Origin of the sequence: Arthrobacter sp. Helios, assembly GCF_023167125.1 — a bacterium.
Lineage (GTDB): Bacteria > Actinomycetota > Actinomycetes > Actinomycetales > Micrococcaceae > Arthrobacter_B > Arthrobacter_B luteolus.
The window spans coordinates 799,396-825,753 of sequence record NZ_CP095402.1 but is presented as its reverse complement, the minus strand read 5'-3'; the positions used below and the strand labels follow the sequence as shown (position 1 = coordinate 825,753).

Below are 26,358 nucleotides of genomic sequence, written 5' to 3'. Positions count from 1 at the left end.
ACGGCACCCTGGCTGAGCACCGGTGAACGGCCGGTACGCACCGGCAGGGCGGGCAGGCCCGGGCGGGTTAGGACTGGCGTGCGGGCTTGAACAGCCTCCCGGCCTGCCGCATTGCCGAGCGGGCGCGCTTGCGGTCACCGGCGGCGTCGTAGGCGCAGGACAACCGGAACCAGGCACGCCAGTTTTCCGGGGCGGCTTCGACCTCGGCCTGATAGACCGGGAACTGGGCATCGGCGGCCTCCCGCACAATCCTGCCGCCCGGGGTGCGCGGCAGGTCATCGACCGGCAGCCCGCCCTCGTCGGCCAGGATGTTGGCCATTTTTTCGGTCTGCACACCGAAGAGCAGCTCGCGCACCAGCGCCCACACACCAACGAGCGGCAGCACAAAGTACGCCAGGCCCATGGCTTTCGCCGTGAACCCGTCGGAGGTCAGCAGGAGCCAGCCGCGCTGGGCAACAACGACCAGGTAGAAAGCCAGGAGCAGGGTGACCAGGAGGACACCGATTTTCGCCCGGTTATGGAACAGGCCGGAGAAGAAAGTGGACAACGAAGGGTTTCCTTAGGCGTTCAGGTTGAGGTAGCCGTCAAGTCCGACGGTCAGGCCGGGGTGCTCCGCGGCCTGCCGCAGCCCGAGCAGGACGCCTGGCATAAAGGAGGCCCGGTCGTAGGAATCGTGGCGGATGGTCAGTTGCTCGCCTTCCCCGCCCAGCAGGACTTCCTGGTGGGCCACCAGTCCGCGGAGCCGGACGGAATGCACGCGGATGCCGTCTACATCGGCTCCGCGCGCGCCCGGAAGTTCCTTGACGGTGGCGTCCGGTGACGGCGCTGTCCCGGCGTCGGCGCGGGAGCGGGCCATCAGCTCGGCGGTGCGGGCGGCGGTGCCTGAGGGTGCGTCCACCTTATCCGGGTGATGCAGTTCCACCACTTCCACGGATTCGAAGTACGGTGCGGCCTTGGCAGCGAAAGCGGTGGCCAGCACGGAGCCGAGGGCAAAGTTCGGGGCGATGAGGACGCCGGTTTCGGGATGTTCCGCCAGCAGTTCCGTCAGGCGCTCCAGGCGCCCGGCGTCCCAGCCGGTGGTTCCGACGACGGCATGCATCCCATGCTCGACGGCGAAGCGGACATTGGCTTCGGTGCTGTCCGGGACGGTCAGATCCACCACGTATCGGGCACCGGCGGACACCAGGGTTTCCAGCGGGTCGTTGCGGCCGAGCGCGGCCACCAGTTCCATGTCCGGAGCCGCTTCCACGGCTTTGACGGCTTCGGATCCCATGCGTCCGGTGGCTCCGAGCACCGCGACTGGCAGTTTATTCCTCATGGTTTTAGGTTACCGGTCAGGCCGGGGCATCGCTGACGCCCACCCACTCCACCGAACCGTCGCCGAAAACCTGTTCCTTCCAGATCGGCACCTGGGCCTTGACCGTGTCCACCAGCTCCGAGCAGGCGGCGAACGCGGTGCCGCGGTGGGCCGACGCCACAGCGGCGACCAGCGCCGCTTCCCCGATCTCCAGCGGACCGGTGCGGTGGCCTACCCAGATGCGGACGCCGTCGTACTTCGCCGCGATGCCCGCGGCGACGTCCGCAATCACCGGCCCGGCGGTGGGGTGGGCGCTGTAACCCAGCGACGCCACGTCCTTGCCGCCGTCGTGGTTCCGGACAATGCCGCTGAAGCTCACCACGGCTCCGGCCTGCGGGGTCCAGACAGCACTGCAGGCGGATTCGGCGTCCAGTACGGCGGTGCCGACGGCGGCGGCAACAACTTCGCTAGTGCTCATTCCTGCCCTCCAGAAGGCCGCAGATATGTCCAAGGAGCGGTTCCAGGACCGCGAGCCCGTCAGCCACCGCTGACGGGGAACCCGGAAGGTTGACAACGAAGGTCCGCCCGGCTGTGCCGGCGTAGCCGCGGCTCAGCGCAGCCATGGGCGTTTTTGTCAGCCCGTCCGCGCGCAGGGCCTCCATGACGCCGGGGACCTGGCGCTCCAGCAGCGGCAGCGTCTGCTCCGGAGTGACATCGGTGGGGCTGATCCCGGTGCCGCCGCTGGTGATGATGGCCGACGGCCCGGCCGCCAGCATGCGGGCCAGCGCCTGTCCCACCTGCTCGCCGTCGGGCACCACCTCCGCCAGGACGACGTCGTAGCCCAGGGCATAGAACCAGTCCTGCAGCAGCGGCCCGGTTTCGTCTTCGTACAGCCCGGCCGCCGCCCGGGTGGAGGCAACCAGGACCGCCGCCGTGCGGCGGGCCGGCAGCGTTGGACCGGTGCTCACAGTGTCCAGTCTCCGCTCTTGCCGCCGGACTTGGCCAGCACCATGATGTCCGAAATGACGGCGTGCTTGTCCACCGCCTTGATCATGTCGTAGAGCGTCAGTGCCGTCACGGAGACGGCTGTCAGGGCTTCCATTTCGACGCCGGTCAGCGCCTTGGTCTTGACGGTGGCCCGCATTACGACGGCGTCCTGCTGCGGTTCAAAGTCCACGGTGACCTTGGTCAGCGGCAGGGGATGGCACAGCGGGATAAGGTTCGAGGTCTGTTTGGCGGCCATGATTCCGGCGACGCGGGAGACGGCGAACGCATCGCCCTTGGGCAGCCCGCCGTCGGCGAGGAGCCGGACGACGTCGGGCGTGGTCTTCAGGACGGCCTGGGCGGTGGCTTCACGGGAGGTTTCCGCCTTGGCGGAGACATCCACCATGTGGGCGGTACCGTCGGCGCGGACGTGGGTCAGTGCCGGTGCGGACCGTTCTTCTCCGGTATTGCCTGCTCCGGGCTGTTCTACGGGCATCGACGGTTCCTTTCGGTGGTGCGGTGCTGCACGCGGGGTTAGTCCAACAGCCATACTGTCACTTCCGTCCCGGCCTCCGCGTGTTCGGTGTCTTCGGGCAGCAGGGCCAGGGCATTGGACGAGGCCAGGGCGTGGATCAGGTGGGATCCTGCTCCCCCGACCAGTTCCACGGTGCCGTCGGCATAGCGGCCCCTGCGGACCTGCAGCTTGCCCTGCGGGCTGGCTGCGGCATCGGTGAGCCTGGCCTGGATTCTCCGGCGCGGGGCGGGCAGCCCGGTCAGGGCGCTGAGTGCGGGGCGGAGGAACATTTCGAAGGACACCAGGCAGCTCACCGGATTGCCCGGAAATCCGAGGAACGGAACCCCGTCCACCGTCCCGATTCCCTGCGGCCCGCCCGGCTGCATTGCCACCGGGAAGAACTGCACGCCGCCGGCGGCCAGCGCCTGCCGGACCACCTCGTAGGCGCCCTTGCTGATACCGCCGGAGGTCAGGACCAGGTCGGCGGGATGCTGTGCCAGATCCTCCAGGAGCTGCGCCCGGAAAACCTCCGGCTCATCGGCGACGATCCTGGAATGGGCCACTTCAGCGCCGGCTTCGCGCAGGCTCACCGCCAGGAGCGTGGTGTTGGCGTCGTGGATCTGTCCGGGGGCGAGCGGCTTTCCGGGCTCCACCACCTCATCCCCGGTGCTCAGGAGCAGCACCCGGAAGCGGGGCCGGACCGTAACAGACGCCAGCCCCAGCCCGGCCAGCAGCCCCAGCTGGGCGGCTCCGAGCCGGGTACCGGCGGGCAGAGCTGCTGTCCCTTCGGCGATGTCGCTTCCTGCTGCGCGGACGAACTGTCCGGCCGGGACTCCGCCGGGGAGGCTCACGGTGGCCCCCTGGGCTTCGTGAGCGGGGTAGAAGGAATCGGGCACCGCCCGCTCGATGGGAACGACGGCGTCGGCTCCGGCGGGGAGCATGGCGCCGGTCATGATCGGGGCGGCGGTTCCGGGAGCCAGTGCGGGAGCCGCTGTTCCAGCGGGGATCGGAGCAGCTACCAGCAGCTGGACTGTGCCTGGGGTGGCTGCGCCTGGGGTGACTGTGTTTGGCCGGGCTGTGCTTGGCCGGGCTGTGCTTGGCCGGGAGGTGGCTGGTCCAGGCGTTTCTGCCAGGTCGGATGCGCGGACGGCGTAGCCGTCCATCTGTGAGTTGGCGAAGGGCGGAAGGCTGCGTGGAGCCACGATACGCCCGGCAAGGACGCGTCCGGCGGCCTGCTCCAGTCCGAGCGTCTCGTTTCGGGCCGAAGCCGCATCCAGCCAGCCTGCCAAGAGGTCCTGCACCTGCTGCTGGTGCCCGGCAACCGTCCGGGTGCGTGTACCTGTGCTGCTCACGTTCCTCCTCGGCCGGGTGCCCCTTCTGCGGGCGCACTGAGACGAATTGTAGGCAGATTCTGCGCCCGCACGTTCTCCCCCGGGCCTCTGCCGCGTAAAGCCGCTGCCCCGGTTAGCCGCGCAGCCGCTTCCGGAGCCGGTCCAGCTCCTCGTCCAGCAGACCGCCCGCCCGGAGGTAGCCCGCCGCCCCGCCGTGATTCTCCTGGACCCATTCGAGGGCCGAGGTGATGGCTGCGGCCGGTGCGCGGGTAGCCAGCGTGACGATTTCCTCGGTCAGGGGCAGCCCCATCCCGGTGATCATCTTCAGCGTCCGGTCCGACCACTCGCCTGCCAACCTGCGTTCGCTGAGCTGGTAGTCGGCAACTATGGCCTCGGTTTCCGTGCCGGCAGCTTCAAGCAGGAGGGCGGTGGCCACCCCGGTGCGGTCCTTGCCCGCCGTGCAGTGCAGCAGTGCCCCAGATTCATCAGCTTCGGCGACGGTCCGGGCGGCCGCGGCGAACAGCGGTGCACCCGTCTGCAGCATTCCGGTGTAGATCTGCCCCAGGGTCGGCAGCTGGGCCATCCCCGCCTGCACCGCGCGGGCCGCCGCCTCGGAATCGCCGGCGAGGTTCGCACGCTGCATCTCCTCCCGGGCGCGGGAAGTGAAGGCTCCTTCGAACAACGGCAGTTCAAGGGTGCGGAACGGATGTCCGGGCGGGAGCCGGTCCGGAGCCATCTGCCGTTCGGCCGGGGTTCGGAAGTCGACGAGCACGCCGATACCGGATCTGGCCAGGGCCTCCAGGCCGCGGGGCGTCAGGGCGCTGAGTGCATCGGAGCGGAACAGGACTCCGGAGGCTGTTGTGCCTCCTCCTGCCAGCGGCAGGCCGCCGACGTCCCGGAAGTTGGCTGTTCCTTCAAGAGTCGTTAGCTTCACAGGGTGACCCTAACCCATGAGGCGGTCCTGCTCCCGGCGAGGGACGGCCGGGACGGCGCTCAACCGGCATTCACCTTTATGGTGTGCAGCCCGGTTGCTCCGTCTGGAACCACCGGACGTTTCGTTTCATCCTGCAGGTTTCCGTTGGCATCGGCGGCCCGCACCGTGATCGTATGCTCACCGGGTGTCAGCTCCACCTGTGCGGAGTACTGCCGCCAGGTATCGGCAGAGATTCCAGCCGCCAGCGTGGCATCCTGCCAGCCGCCGTCGTCGACCCTAACCTGCACACCGCTGATGCCAGTGTGCTGTGCCCAGGCCACCCCTGCCACGGTGACCGTGCCCGCCGGCACCGCCGCGTTCGGGGCCGGAGTGTCAATCCTGGAGGAGAGCTTGATCGGACCGCGTTCGGACCAGCCGCGGTCGGTCCAGTACGCTGCTTCATCGGCGAACCGTGAAACCTTCAGCTCGGTCACCCACTTGGTCGCGGAGACGTAGCCGTAGAGTCCGGGGACAACCAGCCGGACCGGGAAACCATGTTCAGGCGGCAGCGGCTCCCCGTTCATCCCCACTGCCAGCAGGGCATCGCGGGCATCGGTGAGGGCCTCCAGCGGTGTGGTTGCCGTCCACCCGTCTTCGCTGGTGGACAGCACAGCGTCGGCGCCTTCCTTCACCCCGGCGGCCGCCAGGAGATGGCGGACCGGCCAGCCGAGCCACCGGGCGTTGCCGATCAGGGATCCGCCGACCTCGTTGGAGACACAGGCCAGGGTTACCCAGCTCTCCTGCAGCGGCTTGGCGAGCAGCTCCGCGAAGCTGATCTCCAGTTCCTTCTCCACCAGGCCCGTGACCCGCAGCCGCCAGTCCCGCGGATCCACCAGCGGAACCCGCAGTGCAGTGTCGATCCGGTAGAAGTCCGGGTTCGGGGTCACCAGGGGATCCACTCCGGAAATACCAAGATCCGCACCGGCCGGGATGGCCAGGGCAGGCTGGACAGGAGCGGGCAGCTGCACGCCGGCCCGCAGACCCTCAACCGCCACCTGCGAGCTTCGCGAGATCCCGGCCAGGCCGCCGCCAACCGCTGCCACAGCCGCTCCCCCGCCGACGCCAACCAACACCTCCCGGCGCCGGACGCCGGCCTCAGCGGGCGGAGCTGCCCGGTACGCACGGATCCGCGCGGCCAGGGCCCGCAGAATGAGCACCCCCGCAACGCCGGCAATGACCGGCGGCAGCAGCGCCAGCGGAGAGAACTGCGCCCGGGTGACGGCCGCCGCCAGCCCGGCGGCGCCGAACGCGGCGATGACGGCCGAGCCCCAGGGAGGAGTCCTTGTTTCGAGCAGGCCGCAGGCGGCTCCAATAAGGGCAATGACCAGGAGCATTCCCGCGAGCAGGGCGAGTTTGTCCCCGGTCCCGAACGTGGCGATGGCCCATTCCTTCACGGCTGCGGGAACGGCGTCCACCACCACGGCGCCGACGGCGGTCAGCGGCGAGAGGGACGGGCTGAGCACTGCGGCGGCCAGCTCTCCGGCAGCGGCGGCAATAGCCGCGGCCACCAGTCCGGCGGCCGCGGCCCAGGGCCAGGTTCTCGGCATGGATGCTGCTCCCTCCAGGCTCCCCGGATTCCGCACGGTTCCGCGGTGTTCTGCTGGGTTACGCCTCTTTCGAGTATGACAGCAGGGGGTACCGACCCGGCCCGGCGCCCCTGTTCCTAGAGCCTCACTGTGAAACGGCCTACACTCGAGGCATGGGAATTTCGCTGGGTATGCCCGCCGTTGTGCCGCCGCGGCCGCTGCCGGGGAGCCCGGATACCTCCGCCCCGGACGCCGTGCCGGACAACGTCCCGGAGAAGCTGGACGGGCTGGTGGACCGTTTCGGCCGCCGGGCCACGGATATGCGGCTGTCGCTGACGGACAAATGCAACCTGCGCTGTACCTACTGCATGCCGGCCGCGGGACTGGACTGGCTGCCCAAGGACAAGGTCCTGACGGCGGAGGAGATCGTCCGGCTCGTGGGGATCGGCGTCGACGGCCTGGGCGTCCGCGAACTTCGCCTGACCGGCGGTGAGCCGCTGGTCCGCGCAGATCTGGTGGAAATTGTGGCCGGAATCCGCGCCAATCATCCGGACCTGCCGGTCTCGCTGACCACGAACGGTCTTGGCCTGGATAAGAAAGCGCAGCGGCTGAAGGACGCCGGGCTGACCCGGATTAACGTTTCCCTCGACTCCCTGCATCCCGGAACGTTTGCACAGCTCACCCGCCGCCCCTTCCTGGACCGGGTGCTGGCAGGCGTGGAGGCAGCCGCCCGCGTGGGGCTCGGTCTGATCAAGATCAATGCCGTACTGATGCGCGGGATTAACGACGCCGAGGCGCCCCGGCTGCTCGACTGGGCCGTGGAGCGGGGGTTCGAACTGCGTTTTATTGAACAGATGCCGCTCGATGCCGACCATGGCTGGACCCGGGACGGCATGATCACCGCGGCCGAGATCCGCGCTTTGCTGGAGGAATCCTTCGTCCTGACGCCCGACCCGCGGAACCGGGACGGTGCCCCGGCCGAGCGCTGGCAGGTTCGGCACCGCAGCACGCCGGAGGAAGTGGCCGGCACCGTCGGGATCATCGCCTCTGTTACTGAACCGTTCTGCGCCGACTGCCGGCGGACGCGGATCACCGCCGAAGGCAAGGTGCGCAGCTGCCTGTTTTCGCACGAGGAGACAGACCTGCTGGAACTGCTGCGCAGCGGCACCGACGACGCCGCCGTCGCCCGCCGCTGGCAGGAAGCGATGTTTGGCAAGCCCAAGGCCCACGGAATGGACCACGCCGGGCTCGGCGCACCGGACTATGTGCAGCCCGACAGAACTATGAGTGCGATAGGTGGCTAAGTGCTGATCCGCTACTTCGGCGCCGCGAAAGCGGCCGCCGGAATCGAAGAGGAAACCCTGGACCTGGGGCGGTTGGAGCTGGGTGAGCTGCTGGAGAAACTGGCTGCGAGGCACCCGGACGCCCCCGAGGGTACACCGGTGCTCCAGACCGTGATCGGCCGGAGCACGTTCCTGGTTAATGAGGTTGCGGCCCGCAGCAGGTCGGCTGTGCTGGATCCCGGCGACACCGTGGATATCCTCCCGCCTTTTGCCGGCGGCTAATTCCCTGCAGCCCGGGGCACAGGTCTGGCCGGGGTACGGCAACCTGTTCGGCGTACAGCAAGAGGTGGCCTTCCCGAAGGGGAAAACCACCTCTTGCTGTTTGATTCCGGGTTAGAAACCGAGCTCCGCGGCCGACTCGAACGGGCCGACGACGGTGATCGTCCGGGGCGCTGCTGCCAGTTCGGCGGCGAGGGCCTGGACTTCCTCCGCGGTCACTGCGCGGATCCGCGCCAGCGATTCCTCAATGTCGATGAACTCGCCGCTGACCAGTTCGGCACGGCCCAGCCGGGACATGCGGGAACCTGAGTCCTCCATGCCCAGCACCATACCGCCGGAAATCTGGCCCTTGGCCTTTTCCAGTTCCCCGGGCTCCAGGCCGTCGGAGGCCAGGCGGTCCAGTTCAGACTCCAGCAGGTCAATGACCTGCCGCGTCTTGGCCGGTGAGCACCCGGCGTACATCCCGAAGTACCCGGCGTCGGCGTAGGACGCCGAGAAGGAGTACGTGGAGTACACCAGGCCGCGCTTTTCACGGATCTCCTGGAACAGTCGGGATGACATTCCGCCGCCCAGGATCGTGTTGAGCACGCTCATGGCAAAGCGGCGGCTGTCCGTGGCGACGAGTGAGGGGCAGCCCATCACGATGTTGGCCTGCTCCACCGGACGGTTGTAGACGTGGACCCCGCCGGTACCGGTGATGGCCGCCGGAGTGGTGTCCCGGCGCTGGACCGGCTCGGCAGCCTCATCCAGTTCCCAGCCGGCGCGTTTCAGCGCATCCAGCACCAGCGACACCACAATCTCGTGTTCCAGTCCGCCGGCTGCGGTGACCACCAGCGTCCCGGGACGGTAATGCCGCTGGTAATGCTCCAGGACAGCTTCGCGCGGGACCGCCTTGATGGCTTCGGGGGTGCCCCCGATCGGCCGGCCCAGCGGATGGTCGCCCAGCACTGCCTCGGCGAACTTCTCATGGCAAAGGTCCGCGGGGTCGTCCGCGTCCATCGCGATTTCCTCGAGGATAACGTCGCGTTCCTGCTCGAGTTCCTCGGGATCGAGGACGGCGGAGGTGACCATGTCCGCGATGACGTCAATCGCCATCGGCAGGTCGGTGTCCAGCACACGGGCGTAATAGCAGGTGCTTTCCTTCGCCGTCGCCGCGTTGGACTCGCCGCCGACTTCGTCGAAAGCCGAGGCGATATCCATGGCGCTGCGGCGGTCCGTCCCCTTGAACAGCAGGTGCTCAAGGAAGTGCGTGGAACCGTGGCGGCCTTCGGCCTCGTCGCGGGAACCAACGCCGACCCAGAAGCCGATGGTGGCGCTGCGCTGGCCGGGCATCGACTCGGTCAGGACGCGGACACCGCCGGGAAGGACGGAGCGGCGCACGATGGCGCCCGCCGGGTCGCCGATCTCAATGGCCGGATCGCCCGGCCGGGTTGTCAGGGGAAACGGGACAACCGTCCCGGCGCGGGAAAAGTCCGCGCCGGAACGGCTGTCCGTGGTGTTTTCAGGCATTTACTCTGCTGTCTCGGCAGCCGTTTCGCCTTCGGCGTCGTCCTCAGCAACTACCGGCGAAAGCGACAGCTTGCCGCGGTCGTCGATCTTGGTGATTTCAACCTGGATCTTCTGGCCTACGGAGACAACGTCATCAACGTTGTCGACGCGCTTGCCGCCCGAGAGCTTGCGCAGCTCGGAGATGTGCAGCAGGCCGTCCTTGCCCGGGGTCAGCGAGATGAAGGCACCAAAGGTGGTGGTCTTCACAACGGTGCCCAGGTAACGCTCGCCCAGTTCCGGAACCATCGGGTTGGCGATCGCGTTGACCGCTGCCCGGGCAGCCTCGGCGGACGTGCCGTCCGTGGCGCCGATCAGGACCGTGCCGTCATCTTCAATGGAGATGTCAGCGCCGGTGTCTTCCTGGATCTGGTTGATCATCTTGCCCTTCGGGCCAATGACCTCGCCGATCTTATCCACGGGGATCTTCACCGAGATGATCCGCGGGGCGAACTCGGAGAGCTCGTCCGGGGTATCGATCGCGGCGTCCATCACACCGAGGATGTGCAGGCGGGCTTCGCGGGCCTGCTTCAGGGCTGCGGCCAGGACCGAGGCGGGGATGCCGTCGAGCTTGGTGTCCAGCTGGATGGCCGTGACGAACTCGGAGGTGCCGGCGACCTTGAAGTCCATGTCACCGAAGGCATCTTCGGCGCCGAGGATATCGGTCAGGGCGGCGTAGCGGGTTTCGCCGTCGACGACGTCGGAAACGAGGCCCATGGCGATACCGGCAACCGGAGCCTTCAGCGGCACACCGGCGTTGAGCATGGACAGCGTCGAGGCGCAGACCGAACCCATCGAGGTGGAGCCGTTGGAGCTCAGGGCTTCCGAGACCTGGCGGATGGCGTACGGGAATTCTTCACGCGAGGGCAGCACCGGCATGAGCGCACGCTCTGCCAGGGCACCGTGGCCGATTTCGCGGCGCTTGGGCGAACCCACACGGCCGGTCTCACCGGTGGAGTACGGCGGGAAGTTGTAGTTGTGCATGTAGCGCTTGCGCGTTACCGGGGACAGCGAGTCGATCTGCTGTTCCATCTTCAGCATGTTCAGCGTGGTAACACCCAGGATCTGGGTTTCGCCGCGCTCGAAGATCGCCGAACCGTGAACGCGGGGCAGAACCTCAACCTCGGCGGTGAGCTGGCGGATGTCCGTCAGGCCACGGCCGTCGATGCGGATCTGTTCCTTGAGGATGCGCTGGCGCACAACCTGCTTGGTAACGGCACGGAAAGCTGCGGAGATTTCATTCTCGCGGCCTTCGAAACGGCCGGCCAGTTCGGCCTTGACTTCGTCCTTCAGCGCGTCCGAAGCGGCGTCGCGCTCCTGCTTGTCAGCGATGGAGAAGATCTGTGCCAGCTTGTCAGCGGCAGCGGCTTCAACAGCTTCGTAGGCGTCGTCCTGGTAGTCCAGGAAGACCGGGAACTCGACGGTCGGTTTGGCGGCGCGGGCTGCCAGGTCTGCCTGTGCGTCGCACAGTGCCTTGATGAACGGTTTGGATGCTTCCAGGCCTTCGGCCACAACCTCTTCGGTCGGGGCGGTGGCGCCCTCTTCCTTGATCAGGTTCCAGGCGTTGTCGGTAGCTTCGGCTTCCACCATCATGATGGCGACGTCGTCACCGGCGATGCGTCCGGCAACCACCATGGAGAAGACTGCGCGCTCCAGTTCGGAGTGCTTCGGGAAGGCGACCCACTGGTTGTCGACCAGGGCAACGCGGACGCCGCCGATCGGGCCGGAGAACGGCAGGCCGGAGAGCTGCGTGGACATGGAGGAGGCGTTGATGGCCACCACATCGTAGAGCACGTCGGGGTTGATCGCCAGGACGGTCACAACAACCTGGACCTCGTTGCGCAGGCCCTTAACGAAGGCGGGGCGCAGCGGGCGGTCCATGAGGCGGCAGGCCAGGATGGCTTCGGTGGACGGGCGGCCTTCGCGGCGGAAGAACGAGCCCGGGATGCGTCCGGCGGCGTACATACGCTCTTCGACGTCAACGGTCAGCGGGAAGAAGTCGAAACCTTCACGCGGGGACTTGCCGGCAGTGGTTGCCGAGAGCAGTGCGGTGTCTTCGTCGATGTAGACCATTGCCGCGCCTGCAGCCTGGGCGGCCAGGCGGCCGGTTTCGAAGCGGATGACGCGCTTGCCGAATGCGCCGTTGTCAATGACGGCTTCTGAGTACTGAATTTCGGGACCCTCCATAGAGAGCCACCTCCGTTTCTTAGTGTTCGGAGGCACCCAGCATCGTCCCTTGAATCCTCCGCGCTGCGGTGCGGCGTGGATGGTTCAACACCCGGTCTTCGATCGAGGTCCACGGGCAGATCTCCCGTAGACCACTACCGAGGACCGCGAATGCTGCGATGCTGGCTGACTCCTGTATTTGTCTTATTTACTGCTGTGTTGCCGATGGCAGGTGCGCTTCCGGTTCAATCCGGTGTCCATGTCTGCCGGTACTGCTGTGCTCTGCCAAGGGCGGCCCTGCGTGTACACAGGTGCCGCCCTCAAAACAGAACTATCGACGCAGGCCGAGACGCTCGATGAGCGCACGGTAGCGAGTGATGTCGGTCTCGCGCAGGTAACCCAGCATGCGGCGACGACGACCAACCAGGGCCATCAGGCCGCGGCGGGTGTGGTGATCGTGCTTGTGGGTCTTCAGGTGCTCGGTCAGGTCCGAAATACGACGGGAAAGAACGGCAACCTGGACCTCGGGGGATCCGGTGTCACCTTCTGCGAGAGCGTATTCCTTGATGATCGCCTGCTTGACGGCGGGATCGAGTGCCACTGTAACTCCTAGAGTTGTGCCGTGAGGCCCGAATCAGCACTTCGCTGCCGGGAACCCTGTGCCAGGGAGGCGAACCATGCCGGGCACAAAGAAATTCAGCCGCCACGGACCGCAGCCGAATTTCCCCCCAGTTTACCCGGCAACAGGGCCTTCTGTCGAAAGGACATCCCTTGTCCGGGCCACGTCCAGGCGCATCTGCTCAATCAGCGCCTCGGGTCCGGTGTAGGCGACCATACCCCGCAGGCGTTCAACGAATTCCACCCCAACGCACTGGCCGTAGAGGTCGAAGTCCTCAACGGCCTCCGCCGGACGGTCGATCACATGGGCTTCAACCTGCCGGCTCACACCGATGAAGGTTGGATTGGACCCCACGGAGATGGCGGCGGGCCAGCGCGTGCCGTCGGCACCCACGAGCCAGCCGGCATAAACGCCGTCGGCCGGAATCAGTCCCGTTGACTCCGGCGCCAGATTCGCCGTCGGGAAACCCAGTTCGCGTCCGCGCGCCGCTCCATGGACCACAACGCCGCGCATGCGGTGCGTGCGCCCGAGCAGCCTGGCGGCGGTGCGTACATCACCGGCGGCCAGTGCCTCACGGATCCAGGTGGAGGAGCAACGGCGTCCGCGGCTGTCCTCCGGCCCCTGGGGAAGAGCGTCAAAGTCATCCACTGCGATCACCTCGAAGCCAAGTTCGGCTCCGAGTTCGCGCATGGTGTCGAGGTCGCCGGAGTTGCCGCGCCCGAACCTGGCGTCGTGACCCAGGACCACGGCAACTGCATGAAGGCCGTCGGTGAGGTACTTCCGGACAAATTCTTCAGCGGTCAGGGAAGCCAGTTCCAGGTCATAGTGCACCATCAGCAGCCCGTCGAGGCCGGTCCCGGCGAGGGCCTCGGTCCGGTCCGCCGGTCCCATGATCATCACCGGAGCGTTGTCCGGCCGGTGCACAGCTGCCGGATGCGGGTCGAAGGACACGGCGACCGCCGCGGCGTCGTGCTCCCGCGCGGCTTTCACGAGGCGGGACAGCACATGCTGGTGGCCAAGGTGCACGCCGTCGAAATTGCCGATTGTGACTACTGTCGGACCAATGTCGGACGGCACCTCCGCAAGGTCATTCCAGTAATACACCCGAGCTCCTTACCAGCGGAAAGTCCATCCATGAATATGCCCGCGCCACAGCACCTGCCGTGAGCGGAAAGCTTCATCCATTATGGCGGAAACAAAAAGTCATTACGCACCGTTTCCTGCAGAGCCGTCCGTGCTGGAGCTGCCGTGGTGGAATTCCCGCCGCAGCTCGCTGGTTTTCAGAATGAAGCGGTGCCACACCAGCAGGGCCGGAGGGAAGGCCAGCTCCAGGATCATGAGGATGATCAGCGTGAAGTGCGGCGTCCCGGAAAAAGCCCAGGACAGTACGCGGCCGATTCCGCCCAGGAAGACCATCAGACAGACCAGCCAGAGCATGTTCGCCCACTGGAACTTGACCGCGATAGCCACGAAGGCGGCTCCGACCCCCACCATCATGGCGGAGAAGAAGCGGAATTGGCTCTCCAGGGAAGCGTTGACCGCTCCCCCGCTGGTCTGCGCGACACCCGCTGTCCCCGTCACCAGGTAATAAACACCGATTCCGGCAATCAGGACGCCCACGGCGACTACCACCGTCCGGAACACTCCCCAGTCGTCGGTGCTCTTCCAGGGCTTTGCTCCGGCCGCGCCGCCTGACTGTTGTGCCGCTGCACTGCTGCTGCGTCCGCGGCGGGCGGCTTTGCCCTTGCTGTCGCTGTGCGGTGCGTGTCCGTTGCCGTCAGCTCCCGCACCCGGAAGCGGCACCGGACTCCGGGCTGCGTCCGGGGCCGGGCCGGCGGCAGGTGCCTGCCTTCCGGCCTCTGCGTCGCGGGCCCTGTCCGCCGGTCCAGGCGATGGGATGGTCATGGTCTGCCCCCTGATGGGATTGCGGTTCCGGCACCGTGCTGATCAACCGCGCCGTTCTTTCATGGCACGGTTTTCACATCGTCTCACGGTGCGGACGCGTCCAGAACCCGGCCCCGTGACTAGGCGTGTTGGCGGTTCCGGTGCCGGTAGAGCCACCACAGCCCGATCAGCGGCAGCAGCAGCGGAACAAAACCGTAGCCCTGGCCGAAGTTTGACCACACGGTGTCTTCGGGCAGGGCCGCGGGGTCCAGCAGTCCAAAGAGGCCGACCGCGAGCACCCCTGCCAGCTCGATGCTGACGGCGGCCACGGAGACCGTGTAGGAGGTCCGGCCGGAACGGGCCAGGGACACCGTCGCCACGATGTAGACGACGGCGGCGAAAGCCGAGAGCACATAGGCCAGCGGTGCTTCCTCGAACTTGGTCGCGATCTGGAAGGCGGCCCGTGCCGACGCGGCCAGGGCAAAAACGCCGTAGACCGCCACCAGCAGCCGGCCGGGGCCGGCGTTGCGTGCAGCGGGAGCTGAAGCGTCTCCGGCTGGTTTCGGCTTGATCAGTTTCCTCATGCCAGCGGCACTCCGTCCCAAATCTGTTCCATCCGGAACAACATGACAAATACGGTGATTCCGACGGCGCCGAGAACCAGGTTGCTCCACCGGGAGCGGTCCATCAGGGACCACCAGACGGCGCCGATGGGAATAACGACGGCGGTCAGCAGATAGCCCCAGAACTCCCAGGCGGGACCGTTGAGGGTCTCTCCGCCGCTCTGGCGGATGAGCGCAGCCACCGCGTAGACCAGGAGAAACAGTTCAACGGCCGCAACCGAGAGAATGGTCAGGTCATTCGGTCCGTATTTCCGGACCGCGGCTCCGACGCAGAGCACGGTGGAGACCAGGCAAACGATCGTGCCAACGATGTACAGGGGGTCGACGACCACTTAGGCCCTTTCGTTTCCGGGCGCGAAGACCAGCAGCGCCCGGGCAGTGTCTGCTTTGTCGGCCAGCAGCCCGATGAGCTCGCCGTCGGGTGCGAAGGCGGCAACGGGAACGGGTTCACCGTCTGCGTCGGCGGTGCCGGTGGCACTGATCCGGCGGCCGTGGGAAATGTTGTCTGCCTCTTCGGCGCTGAGTTCACGCACCGGGAAGAGCGCCCGGGCCGCATCGTTGAGCTCCAGCAGGGCGAGGTCCCCGGCCAGCTGCTCCAGGGTGGAGGCCTGCTCCACCGAGTAGGGGCCCACCGAGGTGCGCCGCAGGGCGGTCAGGTGCCCGCCCACGCCGAGGGCGGACCCCAGGTCGCGGGCCAGTGCCCGGATGTAGGTTCCGGAGGAGCACTCAACTGTCACATCGACGTCGCGCAGTTTGCCGCCGTGTTCCCGGCGGATGCCGTGGACCTCGAAGCGCGAAACGGTGACCGGCCGGGCGGGCAGGTTTACTTCCCCGCCGGCCCGGACCCGGGCATAGGAGCGTTCGCCCGCAACCTTGATGGCACTGACGCTGCTGGGAACCTGGAGGATGTCGCCGGTAAGGGCCGCGACCGCGGCCATGATCTCTTCATCCGTGACCGCAGCGGCGATGGTTTCCGAGGTGACTTCGCCTTCGGCGTCGTCAGTGATGGTGGACTGCCCCAGCCGGATCGTGGCGTCATAGGTCTTGGAGGTGCCCACAATGTAGGTCAGCAGCCGGGTGGCTTTGTTGATGCCGACCACCAGGACACCCGTGGCCATGGGGTCCAGGGTACCGGCGTGGCCGACTTTCCGGGTGCCAGCCAGCCTGCGCAGACGGCCGACCACATCGTGGCTGGTCCAGCCCTGCGGTTTGTCCACAATTATCAGTCCTGAACGGACCTGCCCGGAATTCACGCCTTTCAGTATATCCACCGGTGAGGTGCCCCCCGCGCCGCGGGCCCGGGTGCGGGCGCCGTCCCGCAGCGCCTCCGCCGGCACCGGGCACCCCGCCGGTAGCATTCGGGTATGCCACAGCTTGCCGCTCACGTGCGTACCGTCGACCCTAACCAGATCCGCGAAATCACCCAGGCCGCATGGGCCGTCCCCAATGCCGTTGTCCTCAGTATCGGCGAGCCGGGGTTCCCAACCCCCGCCCATATCCTCGAGGCGGGGGAGGCAGCACTGGCCCGGGACGAGACGGGGTACACACCGAACGCGGGCATCGCTCCCCTGCGCGCTGCGTTTGCCGACCGGGTCTCCCGGATCTCCGGCAGCACGGTTGACCCTTCCCGGGTGTTCGTCACCGCGGGCGCCCAGCAGGGCCTGCACCTGGCCATGAGCCTCCTGCTGGATGCCGGGGACGAAATCCTGGTACCGAATCCGGGCTATCCCACCTTCGCCATGACGGCCCGGCTGCTGCACGCGGTGCCGGTGGAGTATCCCCTCCACCCGGCAGACGGTTTCCAGCCTCGGCTTTCCGAGATCGAATCGAGGATCACCGCCCGGACCAGGGTCCTGCTGCTGAACTCCCCCTCCAACCCCCTGGGATCCGTCTTCAGCGCGGAATTGACCCGGGAGCTGGTGGAGCTGGCCCGGCGGCGGGGGCTGTGGATCCTCTCCGACGAATGTTATGAGGCATTTACCTACGACGTGCCCCATGTGAGCCCGCTGGAGTTCGACGGCGGCGGGGAGCTGGTGCTGGCGTCCTACACGCTTTCCAAGACCTACGGCCTGACCGGTCTGCGGATCGGGGCCCTGGTCACGCCGCCGGGGCTGGAGGCACGCATGAGCACGGTGATGGAGTCGATCGTTTCCTGTGTGGCTTCACCGTCGCAGTATGCAGCCCTGGCGGCGCTCACCGGACCGCAGGAGTACGTGGAGACGGCCGCCGCGCATTACCGCGCCAACCGGGATGCGGCATCCGCGGTGCTGGCGGACAAGGGCCTGCCGTTCCTGGCCGCGCAGGGCGCCTTTTATCTGTGGGCTGACCTGTCCTCCGTTTCCGGCGGCGATATCCGCCAGTGGACCCGGCGGTTCCTCGCGGAATCCCAAGTGGCCCTGGCGCCCGGGACCGCCTTCGGATCAATTGGGGAAGGCTGGGTCCGGATCGCCCTGTGCGGCCGGCGGGAGGACCTGGTGGAAGGGCTCAGCCGACTTCCTGCCGCCGCTTAGCGGGACAGGCTAGCGGCGCGGTGTATGCACCGCAGCCCCCCGCTCCAAAGCCGAACCTTTTCAGGAATTTCACGGCTGCAGCACAGGTTCCACTCAACTTCGCGTTTACAGGTCACATCCGTGTACCTAGTCTGTGGACTGTTTTTCGGCTGGGGAAACGGTTTGGGGTTCCGCGCCGGAACGAGTCTCGCATTGAGCAGGCCCAATGCGAAGGAGACACTCGTGGGAAAAAAGCCAGCAGTATTTCAGACGGTCCGCCGCGGCCTCGTACAGCACGGAAGCATGCGCAGCGGCCGTGCCGCGGTCCCCCGAAGTACGCATCCATCCAAGCGGCGGAGGCGTGCTGCCCGCACCCTGGCGGCCGTCGTCTGTGCGCTCGCACTCGTGGCTCCAACTACGGCCAACGCCCACCGCGGCAGCAATCAGCCCCAGCCCCCGGTCTCCTACTGGGACACCGACCAGTCGGCAACGGCACGTGCCGCCGCCCTCCTGGGCCAGATGACGCTCGATGAAAAAGTGGACATGCTCCACGGAGAGCTCAACAACGACTACGGCTTCTACAACGCCCCGATCGAACGGCTGGGCATTCCTGCTCTGACCATGACTGACGGCCGCAACGGCGTCCGGCTGGGCTCAACTGAATTCAACGGCGGACGCTCCACCCTGCTGCCTTCGGCGATCAGTGCGGCCGCCTCCTGGGACGCGGAGGTGGCAGATCTGCATGCCGGGGTCACCGCCGACGAGGCGTTCCGGACGGGCATGAACACGGTGCTCTCGCCCTCGGTCAACATTGCCCGGGTACCGCAGAACGGCCGCAACTTCGAGTCCTTCGGCGAGGATCCGCTGCTGATGTCCGCGATGGGCAATGCCTGGAACGGCACCATCCAGGAGTACGGCGGGCTGCTTGGGAATATCCAGGACTGGGCAGTCTACACCCAGGAATACAACCGGCTGCAGGACGCCAACATGGTGGTGGATGACCGCACCCTGCAGGAAATCTACAACCGTCCCTTCGCCGAGATCATCAACGGGACGCATCCCGGATCCGTGATGTGCGGGTTCAACAAGGTCAACGGGGAGTACTCCTGCGGCAACGATTTCCTGATCAACCAGATCCTGAAGGAACAGTACGGTTTCCAGGGCTTCGTGATGAGTGACTACAACGCTGCCCACGAGACCCTTGACATCAATGCCGGCCTCGACCAGGACCAGCCGGGCAATTACACACCGGGACAGGTGGGCGACTGCCTGTTCTGCCAGCCGCTGATCGATGCAGTGAACGCCGGGACGGTGTCGATTGACCGGATCAACGACGCCGTGACGCGGATCCTCAGGCCAATGATCGGGCTGGGGCTTTTCGACCGGACGCTCGACCAGCTGCCCATCGACGAAGCGCTGCACAACACGCAGTCCGCCGAAGCGGCAGCCCAGGGCATGGTCCTGCTGAAGAACGACGACGTGCTGCCGCTGGCGGAGGACCTCGGTTCCCTTGCGGTGATCGGCACGGACGCCGACGAAGTGGTCCAGGGCGGCGGCAGCTCCCACATCATGAATCCCACGTCGGAAACGTCGCCGCTGGCGGGCATCCAGGCCAGGCTGGCAGGCACCGGGACTGAGGTTAGCTACGTTCCGGGCACTGACCCGGTTACCTCGGCGGCCCTGCTCCCCGGCGCAGCACCCATTCCGTCATCGTTCATGACACCAGCCGGCGGTGCCGCAGGAACCGGCCTCTCGGCCGAGTATTTCCTGAACCAGGACTTCTCCGGTACCCCCTATCTGGACCGGGTCGAACCGTACGTTGGCCTCAACACCGGTTTCTACAGCTTCACGGCTCTGAACGCCAATTCACCGCATTTCCCGGACATCCCCCAGGATCTGAACACCAACATGTCGGCACGGTGGAGCGCCACCCTCACGGCACCCGTCACGGGAACGTACGAACTGCAGGTCGTCACCAACGGAAAGACAACCCTGACCGTTGACGGAACCGAAGTGGTCAACGTGGCCGACTTCTTCACGCCGACGCCGTCCCAGCAGAACCAGACCGTCTCTGTTCCGCTGGACTTCACCGCCGGCTCCACCCATTCCATCGAACTGACCTACATCTACGACACCAGCTCCACCTGGAACCAGGTCCAGTCGCAGCTCAAACTCGCGTGGGTCCCGCCGGAAGGCGTCGTTTTGCCGCAGGCCGCCAACGCAGCCGCGCAGGCAGCGGAGTCCGATGCCGCCGTCGTCCTGGTCCGGGACTACTCCACCGAGGGTGGAGACCTCAGCACCCTCGAGCTGCCGAACTGGCAGGCGGACCTGATCCGCGCCGTCGGTGCTGCCAACCCGAACACCGTGGTGGTGCTGACGGTGGGCGGTGTGGTCGAGGTGGTTGATTGGCAGGACGCCGTTGGCGGCGTCATCCATGGCTGGTACCCCGGGCAGAACCAGGGAACTGCCATCGCCAGTGTGCTGTTCGGGGATGTTAATCCCTCTGGAAAACTGCCGATTACCCTGCCCGTCAATGCGGACGAGACCCCGGTCAGCACCCCGGCGCAGTACCCGGGCGTGGATGGGCTCAATGCCGAATATACCGAAGGGATCTTCGTCGGCTACCGCGGCTACCAGCAGTTCGGCATCGAACCGGCGTATCCATTCGGCTACGGGCTTTCCTACACCAGCTTCGACTACTCGGACCTGCGCATCACCTGCAGGATCTACAGCACCGGTGGGAAGAACGGAAAGTTCGATGCGCTTGAGGGCGAGGCCGAAACGCCGGGAGCGGACGCAGAGGCTACGGCTTCCGGCGACGCCGGCGTTGGAACCCCGCTGCACGGAAGCAACCGCGGATGGGGCAAAGGCAAGGGCCACCATCACGGCTGGGACAAGGGCAGGTCCTGCAGGAACAAACCCCTGCAGGCGTCCGTGCGCATCACGAACACCGGCGATACGGCAGGCAGCGAAGTTGTGCAGGCCTACGCCGGCGCCAACCCCAACGCACCCGTCCAGATGGCGCCGAAGTCCCTCGCCGGGTGGACCAAAGTGGATCTCGCGCCGGGCGAAAGCACCCGGGTACGGATCCCCTTGGATATTGAGTCCTTCTCCTACTGGGATGTGAACACCGACCGCTGGGTCACCCCCACGGGAACGGTGCCCGTGTACGTCGGTCCCAACTCCGAGGACACTCCGCTGACCGCTGATCTGCGGATCCGCCCGCGCCGCTGACCGCGGCCCAATCCCCGAGGGCGGGGGACGCGGACTGCTCCCCCGGTTACCGCTCCCCCGCCCCCGGCACCACACGTGACGGCCGCGCAGCGGCCCCACTCACCCACTCACCAACTCACCCCACCAGGAGAACATCATGAAAAAACGAGCATCATCCCTGTTGCCACTCGCGGCAGCAGGGGCCCTGTTAGCAGGGCTTGCCGGTGCACCGCCGGCGGCTGCCCATAACCGGCACCACCCCAAACCGCTGCCGGTGGCAGGAGAGGTGACCACGCTGGCAACCGGGCTGGTCACTCCGCTGCGGATTGCCCTGGGAAGCTACCGGTCCGTCGACGTCGCCCAGACCTTTGCCGGCAGTGTGAACCGCATTGGCCAGGACGGCACGCTCACTACCCTGGACCCGGGAATTCCCGGCTACATCTCAGACTCCGTGTCCCGGGTTGGCGGCACCACGTACTACTCACTGACAACGGGCGAAGGCCTCGGGATGCCGGAGAACAACGTCGCGCTGCTGCGTTCCGTGGACCGCCGCGGCACCATCCGGACCATCACCGACCTGGCAGTTTATGAACGGAGCGCCAACCCGGATCAGGTCAACACGTACGGATTCCGGGACCTGGATGCAGCGTGCCTCAGCCAGATTCCTCCCGAAATCCCTGCCAATTACACGGGGATGATGGACTCCCACCCCTACGACACCATGCGGGTCCGGGGCAGCATCCTGGTAGCCGACGCCGGCGCCAATGCCATTCTGCGGGTTTCGGAGCGCAGCGGGCAGACCTCCACCGTGGCCGTGCTGCCGCCGGTGCCGGTCACCATTACCCAGGAAACCGCCGATCAGCTCCAGCTGCCTGCCTGCACGGTGGGCCATGACTACTATTCGGAACCCGTGCCCACTGACATGGCCATGGGACGTGACGGCCAGCTGTACGTCACGTCGCTCCCGGGCGGCCCGGGCGGGGGTGCCGGCTCCGTCTACCGGGTCAATCCGCGCAGCGGATCGGTGGACCTGGTGGCATCGGGACTTGTGAGTCCGACGGGCATTGCGGTCAGCAGCCGCGGAGACATCTTCGTCGCAGAGCTGTTCGCGAACCGGATTTCAGTCATCCCGCGGGGAACGGCCACACCCCAGCCCTGGTACGAGGTCACCGGCCCGGCAGACGTGGAGCTCCGCGGCTCCGCCCTGTACGCCAGTGTTGATGCCCTCCCGCCGGGCGGTATACCCGAACCGGGTGTGCCGGTTGATCCGAACGCCCCGCCACCGGTCTTCGACGGAAAGGTCATCCGGATCCAGCTCACCAGCGGCGGGGACCCGCACGGGCTGGCACTGCCCGGCGGTGAACCTGCCGAACCAAACAGTGATTAGCGGACTAACGGACTGGCCCACTGACGGGGTGACTGACTGACACCCGGCCCGCCGCCAGCAACACAAAAGGAGCGGCACCATATCAATGGTGCCGCTCCTTTTGATGCAACCAGCCGGCTGTGGGCGCCGGCCGCGGGACTAGCTGCGGGCGTCCGAGTCTTCAGCCGGAGCGTCCTGCAGGTCCTCTTCGTCGTCTTCTTCGTCCCTGCGGTAGGGGTCAGCGTCTCCGGCGTAGGCAGCACCCTGCTTCAGTGCCGCCAGCTCCTCGTCACGCTTCTTGGCTTCCCGGATGAGTTCTTCCAGGTGGCTCGCGTTGACCGGGATTTCGTCTGCGACGAATTCCAGGGTGGGCGTCAGCCGGACCGTGATGTTCTTCCCGACCTCCGAGCGCAGGATTCCGCGTGCGGACTCCAGGGCTGCCTTGGTGTCGGCCTGCTGCGCCTCATCGCCAAAGACGGTGTAGTAGACGGTGGCATGCTGCAGGTCATTCGTGACGCGGGCGTCGGTGATAGTCACAAACCCCAGCCGCGGATCCTTGATCCGGCGCTCGAGTGCCTGGGCAACCACTACCTTGATACGGTCAGCAAGTTTCGCAGCGCGTGCTGGATCTGCCATTGCCTCTCCTTCAATAAAGTCTGGGGTTTCGCTGCGGCGGCCGCCGGACTGGCCGGCGGCGCCGTCATGCGATGGTGGCTGCTAAAGCAGCCGGTGCGGGGCTGCCGGAAAACCGGCAGCCCCAGCCGGGAATTAGACCCGCGGCTTCTCGCGCATCTCGAAGGTCTCGATGATGTCACCTTCCTTGACGTCGTTGAACGAGCCCAGGCCGATGCCACACTCGAAGTCCGTCCGGACCTCGGTGGCGTCGTCCTTGAACCGCTTGAGCGAGTCAACGGTGAGGTTGTCACCGATGACCTTGCCGTCGCGGGTGACCCGTGCCTTGGCGTTTCGGCGGATGACACCGGAGCGCACGATCGAGCCGGCAATGTTGCCGAACTTGGAGGAACGGAAGACTTCGCGGACCTCGGCGGTGCCGAGCTGCACTTCCTCGTACTCCGGCTTGAGCATGCCCTTGAGGGCCAGCTCAATGTCATCAATTGCTGCGTAGATGACGGAGTAGAAGCGCATGTCCACGCCTTCGCGCTCGGCCAGGTCGGCCACACGCTCGGCAGGCTTGACGTTGAAGCCGATGATGATCGCGTTGTCCACGGTCGCCAGGTTGACGTCGTTCTGCGTGATGGCACCAACGCCGCGGTGGATAACGCGCAGCTGCACGCCGTCCCCGACGTCGATCTTGAGCAGGGAGTCTTCCAGGGCTTCCACGGCACCGGACACGTCACCCTTGAGGATGAGGTTGAGGGTGTCAACCTTGCCATCGGCCACAGCCTGGTCGAAGTCCTCCAGGCTGATGCGCTTGCGGCGCTTGGCCAGGGCGGCGTTGCGGTCCGCAGCTTCACGCTTCTCAGCGATCTGGCGGGCGGTGCGCTCGTCGTCGGTCACGAAGAAGGTGTCGCCGGCACGCGGGACGTTGGACAGGCCCAGGACCTGGACCGGACGCGACGGCCCGGCTTCGGTCAGGTTGTCCCCGTTCTCGTCGAACATGGCACGGACGCGGCCGTGGGCCGTTCCCGCCACGATCGTGTCGCCGACCTTCAGCGTTCCGGACTGCACCAGGACGGTCGCGACGGCGCCGCGGCCCTTGTCCAGGTTGGCTTCGATCGCGATGCCGCGAGCGTCCTTGTCCGGGTTGGCGCGCATGTCCAGGGCTGCGTCCGCGGTGAGCAGGACAGCCTCGAGCAGCGCATCGATGTTCAGGTGCTGGCGGGCAGAGACCTCGACGAACATGGTGTCGCCGCCGTACTCTTCCGGAACCAGTCCGTATTCGGTCAGCTGGCCGCGGACCTTGTCCGGGTTGGCGCTTTCCTTATCGATCTTGTTCACGGCGACCACAATCGGCACGTTCGCTGCCTGTGCGTGGTTGAGCGCTTCAACGGTCTGCGGCATCACGCCGTCGTCCGCTGCGACAACCAGCACCGCAATGTCGGTGACCTTGGCGCCACGGGCACGCATGGCGGTGAACGCCTCGTGGCCCGGGGTGTCAATGAACGTGATGGCACGCTCGGTGCCCTCGTGCTCGAACTCGATCTGGTAGGCACCGATGTGCTGGGTAATACCGCCGGCTTCGCCTTCAACAACCTTGGTGTTGCGGATGGCGTCGAGCAGGCGGGTCTTACCGTGGTCAACGTGGCCCATGACGGTGACTACCGGAGGACGTGCCTCGAGTTCGTCGTCGCCTTCGGCTTCCAGCTCAGCCTCGAAGTCGATGTCGAAGCTGCTGAGCAGTTCGCGCTCTTCGTCTTCCGGCGAGACGACCTGGATCTTGTAACCCAGTTCCTCACCGAGAACGCCGAACGTTTCTTCATCCAGCGACTGCGTGGCTGTTGCCATTTCGCCGAGGTGGAACAGCACGGTGACCAGTGCTGCCGGGTTTGCCTCGATCTTGTCGGCGAAGTCCGTGATGGACGCGCCGCGCCGGAGGCGGACAACAGTGTTGCCGTCGCCGCGGGGTACCGAAACGCCGCCCAGCGACGGAGCTGACATCTGCTCCAGTTCCTGCCGCTTCGCCCGCTTCGACTTGCGCTGCTTGCCGCGTCCTGCGCCGCCCTTGCCGAAAGCACCGGCTGTGCCGCCGCGTCCGCGGCCGCCCTTGCCGAAGCCGCCGCCAACGGGAGCACCGCCGCCGGCGCCGGGAGCGCCGCCGGGACCGCGGCGGGGACCGCCTGCGCCCGGACGTGCCGGGGCTGCGGGCCGCTCAGTGCGGTTGGGCATCATGCCCGGTGTGGGCCGGGGGCCGGAGGTTCCGCCGGGGCGGGGTGCTCCGGTACGGGGAGCACCGGGGCGCGGTGCACCCGGACGCGGAGCGCCCGGACGGGGACCGCCTGCACCGGCTGCCGGACGGGGGCCTGCGGCGCCGGGCGTGCCGGTCCGCTCGGTCTCGTCACGGCGCTGGCCGGGCCGGGGCATGCCCTGGGACGGGGCGAACGGGTTGTTGCCGGGACGGGGACCGCCCTGGCCGCGCTCACCCTCGCCGCGTCCGCGGGGACGCGGCATGCCCTGTGAGGTTGCGAAGGGGTTGTTGCCGGGGCGCGGGCCGGAAGCTCCGGGCCGCGGTGCACCCGGACGGGGTGCGGAGGATTCAGCCGGAGCCGCCGGGGCAGCAGGCTTTTCCTCGGACTTGGGTGCCGGTGCAGCCGGCTTGCTGGCTGCCGGAGCAGCCTCCGTGGCGGGCTTTTCGGCTGCAGGGGCGGCCGGAGCAGGTGCTGCCGGTGCCGGAGCAGCCGGCGCTGCCGGAGCCGGAGCTGCCGGAGCGGGCGCTGCGGGCTTGTTTGCTGCCGGGGCAGCTTCCGCGGCGGGCTTTTCAGCTGCCGGGGCTGCCGGAGCGGGTGCTGCCGGACGCGGTGCGGATTTCCCGGCACCGGAGTCGCCGGCTGCGGGCTTACCCGCTGCGTCGGGGAATGCCCCGCGAAGTTTCTTGACTACGGGTGCTTCGATTGTCGAGGATGCCGAACGGACGAATTCGCCCAGTTCCTGCAGTTTTGCAACTGCATCCTTCGAAGTGATGCCGAGCTCTTTGGCGAGCTCGTGTACGCGGACCTTGGCCACATTTCTCCTGTCTCAGTCCGCACCGAGCCAGGCACGAACCGTCTATTTACTGCGGGCTTCCACTGCAGGTGCAGGGTTGCCCATCACAGAGCACAACAAAGTACTCATCGTCGGGTACTCATCGCTGGGTACTCATCGGGTTTCCATCAGATTTCAGACCCGCTTTCAGGTTGGACGGTTTCGAGGCGTCCCCGGCTGGGACCCGCCTCTTGAGCTTCGAACCACTGTTCCACTGCCGAGGAATCAACCTGCGCCCGGAAGGCGCGGCCGAAAGCCCGGCGTTTTACAGCGGTTGCGAGGCATGCTGCCTCGGGGTGCAACCAGGCACCCCGGCCAGACATGCGGCGGTTTTCATCGACCAGGACGGCAGTTATGCCATCCCTCGAATCCAGCGCCAGCCGCATCAGAGCAGCCTGGTCATCCTTCTTCCTGCAGCCAATGCATGTCCGTTGCGGAACGTGACTGCTGCCTGCCGCAGGCCGCACCGATTCCACGGGCTCCTGCGGTTGCTGGAAGGCGGACGGTGACCCGGCCATGAACATTCTACCGCTTTTCTTTTCTCTTGCCCTCATCCGGCCTCCCGGA

24 protein-coding genes are annotated in these 26,358 nt (G+C 66.8%); 5 read left to right on the top strand and 19 right to left on the bottom strand.

Annotated elements, in window-relative coordinates:
• Window positions 1-67 precede the first annotated feature (67 nt).
• From ArtHe_RS03590 to ArtHe_RS03555, 8 genes are all read right to left on the bottom strand, one after another.
• The gene (locus ArtHe_RS03590) at window positions 68-547 is read right to left on the bottom strand and encodes a hypothetical protein (RefSeq protein WP_248318810.1); all 480 of its coding nucleotides are present in this window, start codon (window positions 545-547) and stop codon (window positions 68-70) included.
• 12 nt (window positions 548-559) lie between these two features.
• On the bottom strand, window positions 560-1,318 hold the full coding sequence (gene dapB, locus ArtHe_RS03585; RefSeq protein WP_248318809.1) for a 4-hydroxy-tetrahydrodipicolinate reductase: 759 nt from the start codon (window positions 1,316-1,318) through the stop codon (window positions 560-562).
• Window positions 1,319-1,334: 16 nt separating this feature from the next.
• Window positions 1,335-1,775 (bottom strand): molybdenum cofactor biosynthesis protein MoaE, encoded by a 441-nt coding sequence (locus ArtHe_RS03580; protein WP_248318808.1) that lies wholly within the window; start codon window positions 1,773-1,775, stop codon window positions 1,335-1,337.
• Window positions 1,765-2,265, bottom strand: a complete 501-nt coding sequence (locus ArtHe_RS03575) for a MogA/MoaB family molybdenum cofactor biosynthesis protein (RefSeq protein ID WP_248318807.1) — start codon at window positions 2,263-2,265, stop codon at window positions 1,765-1,767. Before ArtHe_RS03575 ends, ArtHe_RS03580 begins: the two co-directional genes overlap by 11 nt.
• Window positions 2,262-2,777, bottom strand: a complete 516-nt coding sequence (moaC, locus tag ArtHe_RS03570) for a cyclic pyranopterin monophosphate synthase MoaC (protein ID WP_066302846.1) — start codon at window positions 2,775-2,777, stop codon at window positions 2,262-2,264. Before moaC ends, ArtHe_RS03575 begins: the two co-directional genes overlap by 4 nt.
• Window positions 2,778-2,815: 38 nt before the next feature.
• On the bottom strand, window positions 2,816-4,147 hold the full coding sequence (glp, locus tag ArtHe_RS03565) for a gephyrin-like molybdotransferase Glp (protein WP_248318806.1): 1,332 nt from the start codon (window positions 4,145-4,147) through the stop codon (window positions 2,816-2,818).
• A 112-nt stretch (window positions 4,148-4,259) separates the two neighbouring features.
• A complete protein-coding gene (locus ArtHe_RS03560) occupies window positions 4,260-5,060 on the bottom strand; it encodes a tyrosine-protein phosphatase (protein WP_248318805.1) in 801 nt (266 codons plus the stop codon).
• A 59-nt stretch (window positions 5,061-5,119) separates the two neighbouring features.
• Window positions 5,120-6,646, bottom strand: a complete 1,527-nt coding sequence (locus ArtHe_RS03555; RefSeq protein ID WP_248318804.1) for a molybdopterin-dependent oxidoreductase — start codon at window positions 6,644-6,646, stop codon at window positions 5,120-5,122.
• Between the two features lie 152 nt (window positions 6,647-6,798).
• Here ArtHe_RS03555 and moaA point away from each other — a divergent pair, with 152 nt between their 5' ends.
• The gene (gene moaA, locus ArtHe_RS03550; protein WP_248318803.1) at window positions 6,799-7,929 is read left to right on the top strand and encodes a GTP 3',8-cyclase MoaA; all 1,131 of its coding nucleotides are present in this window, start codon (window positions 6,799-6,801) and stop codon (window positions 7,927-7,929) included.
• Entirely contained in the window at window positions 7,930-8,190 is a 261-nt protein-coding gene (locus ArtHe_RS03545) for a MoaD/ThiS family protein (RefSeq protein WP_066302836.1), read from the top strand.
• 111 nt (window positions 8,191-8,301) lie between these two features.
• On the opposite strand, the gene ArtHe_RS03540 is transcribed toward ArtHe_RS03545, so the two are convergent.
• The 8 genes from ArtHe_RS03540 to truB form a co-directional block, all read right to left on the bottom strand.
• Window positions 8,302-9,696, bottom strand: coding sequence for a pitrilysin family protein (locus ArtHe_RS03540; protein ID WP_248318802.1), 1,395 nt, complete (start codon window positions 9,694-9,696; stop codon window positions 8,302-8,304).
• A complete protein-coding gene (locus ArtHe_RS03535) occupies window positions 9,697-11,919 on the bottom strand; it encodes a polyribonucleotide nucleotidyltransferase (protein ID WP_248318801.1) in 2,223 nt (740 codons plus the stop codon).
• A 310-nt stretch (window positions 11,920-12,229) separates the two neighbouring features.
• Window positions 12,230-12,499 (bottom strand): 30S ribosomal protein S15, encoded by a 270-nt coding sequence (gene rpsO / locus ArtHe_RS03530; RefSeq protein ID WP_248318800.1) that lies wholly within the window; start codon window positions 12,497-12,499, stop codon window positions 12,230-12,232.
• 132 nt (window positions 12,500-12,631) lie between these two features.
• Window positions 12,632-13,621 carry a bifunctional riboflavin kinase/FAD synthetase gene (locus ArtHe_RS03525; protein ID WP_248318799.1) on the bottom strand — a complete coding sequence of 330 codons (990 nt, stop codon included), beginning with the start codon at window positions 13,619-13,621 and terminating at the stop codon, window positions 12,632-12,634.
• A 102-nt stretch (window positions 13,622-13,723) separates the two neighbouring features.
• Window positions 13,724-14,422: a DUF4345 domain-containing protein gene (locus ArtHe_RS03520; RefSeq protein WP_248318798.1), complete on the bottom strand. Its 699-nt coding sequence runs from the start codon at window positions 14,420-14,422 to the stop codon at window positions 13,724-13,726.
• A 119-nt stretch (window positions 14,423-14,541) separates the two neighbouring features.
• A complete protein-coding gene (locus ArtHe_RS03515) occupies window positions 14,542-14,985 on the bottom strand; it encodes a hypothetical protein (protein ID WP_248318797.1) in 444 nt (147 codons plus the stop codon).
• Window positions 14,982-15,356 (bottom strand): hypothetical protein, encoded by a 375-nt coding sequence (locus ArtHe_RS03510; RefSeq protein WP_066302822.1) that lies wholly within the window; start codon window positions 15,354-15,356, stop codon window positions 14,982-14,984. Before ArtHe_RS03510 ends, ArtHe_RS03515 begins: the two co-directional genes overlap by 4 nt.
• Window positions 15,357-16,241 (bottom strand): tRNA pseudouridine(55) synthase TruB, encoded by an 885-nt coding sequence (gene truB, locus ArtHe_RS03505; protein WP_248318796.1) that lies wholly within the window; start codon window positions 16,239-16,241, stop codon window positions 15,357-15,359.
• Window positions 16,242-16,388: 147 nt separating this feature from the next.
• Between truB and ArtHe_RS03500 the strand changes: the two genes are divergently transcribed.
• The 3 genes from ArtHe_RS03500 (at window position 16,389) to ArtHe_RS03490 (ending at window position 22,113) form a co-directional block, all read left to right on the top strand.
• Window positions 16,389-17,534: a pyridoxal phosphate-dependent aminotransferase gene (locus ArtHe_RS03500; RefSeq protein ID WP_248318795.1), complete on the top strand. Its 1,146-nt coding sequence runs from the start codon at window positions 16,389-16,391 to the stop codon at window positions 17,532-17,534.
• 282 nt (window positions 17,535-17,816) lie between these two features.
• A complete protein-coding gene (locus ArtHe_RS03495; RefSeq protein WP_248318794.1) occupies window positions 17,817-20,747 on the top strand; it encodes a glycoside hydrolase family 3 C-terminal domain-containing protein in 2,931 nt (976 codons plus the stop codon).
• A gap of 265 nt (window positions 20,748-21,012) precedes the next feature.
• The gene (locus ArtHe_RS03490; RefSeq protein ID WP_248318793.1) at window positions 21,013-22,113 is read left to right on the top strand and encodes a ScyD/ScyE family protein; all 1,101 of its coding nucleotides are present in this window, start codon (window positions 21,013-21,015) and stop codon (window positions 22,111-22,113) included.
• A gap of 138 nt (window positions 22,114-22,251) precedes the next feature.
• On the opposite strand, the gene rbfA is transcribed toward ArtHe_RS03490, so the two are convergent.
• The 3 genes from rbfA to ArtHe_RS03475 all read right to left on the bottom strand — a co-directional run bounded on the left by rbfA (window position 22,252) and on the right by ArtHe_RS03475 (window position 26,177).
• Entirely contained in the window at window positions 22,252-22,728 is a 477-nt protein-coding gene (rbfA, locus tag ArtHe_RS03485) for a 30S ribosome-binding factor RbfA (protein ID WP_248318792.1), read from the bottom strand.
• A gap of 132 nt (window positions 22,729-22,860) precedes the next feature.
• The gene (infB, locus tag ArtHe_RS03480; RefSeq protein WP_248318791.1) at window positions 22,861-25,773 is read right to left on the bottom strand and encodes a translation initiation factor IF-2; all 2,913 of its coding nucleotides are present in this window, start codon (window positions 25,771-25,773) and stop codon (window positions 22,861-22,863) included.
• 146 nt (window positions 25,774-25,919) lie between these two features.
• On the bottom strand, window positions 25,920-26,177 hold the full coding sequence (locus ArtHe_RS03475) for a YlxR family protein (RefSeq protein WP_248319658.1): 258 nt from the start codon (window positions 26,175-26,177) through the stop codon (window positions 25,920-25,922).
• Window positions 26,178-26,358: the final 181 nt, after the last annotated feature.

Bases quoted from the DNA above. Each gene is read 5' to 3' on its own strand.
- ArtHe_RS03515 (WP_248318797.1), bottom strand. From the start codon at position 14,985: ATGAGGAAACTGATCAAGCCGAAACCAGCCGGAGACGCTTCAGCTCCC.
- ArtHe_RS03475 (WP_248319658.1), bottom strand. From the start codon at position 26,177: ATGCGGCTGGCGCTGGATTCGAGGGATGGCATAACTGCCGTCCTGGTC.
- ArtHe_RS03580 (WP_248318808.1), bottom strand. From the start codon at position 1,775: ATGAGCACTAGCGAAGTTGTTGCCGCCGCCGTCGGCACCGCCGTACTG.
- ArtHe_RS03495 (WP_248318794.1), top strand. From the start codon at position 17,817: ATGCGCAGCGGCCGTGCCGCGGTCCCCCGAAGTACGCATCCATCCAAG.
- ArtHe_RS03540 (WP_248318802.1), bottom strand. From the start codon at position 9,696: ATGCCTGAAAACACCACGGACAGCCGTTCCGGCGCGGACTTTTCCCGC.
- moaA (WP_248318803.1), top strand. From the start codon at position 6,799: ATGGGAATTTCGCTGGGTATGCCCGCCGTTGTGCCGCCGCGGCCGCTG.
- dapB (WP_248318809.1), bottom strand. From the start codon at position 1,318: ATGAGGAATAAACTGCCAGTCGCGGTGCTCGGAGCCACCGGACGCATG.
- rbfA (WP_248318792.1), bottom strand. From the start codon at position 22,728: ATGGCAGATCCAGCACGCGCTGCGAAACTTGCTGACCGTATCAAGGTA.
- ArtHe_RS03500 (WP_248318795.1), top strand. From the start codon at position 16,389: ATGCCACAGCTTGCCGCTCACGTGCGTACCGTCGACCCTAACCAGATC.
- ArtHe_RS03520 (WP_248318798.1), bottom strand. From the start codon at position 14,422: ATGACCATCCCATCGCCTGGACCGGCGGACAGGGCCCGCGACGCAGAG.
- moaC (WP_066302846.1), bottom strand. From the start codon at position 2,777: ATGCCCGTAGAACAGCCCGGAGCAGGCAATACCGGAGAAGAACGGTCC.
- ArtHe_RS03535 (WP_248318801.1), bottom strand. From the start codon at position 11,919: ATGGAGGGTCCCGAAATTCAGTACTCAGAAGCCGTCATTGACAACGGC.
- ArtHe_RS03555 (WP_248318804.1), bottom strand. From the start codon at position 6,646: ATGCCGAGAACCTGGCCCTGGGCCGCGGCCGCCGGACTGGTGGCCGCG.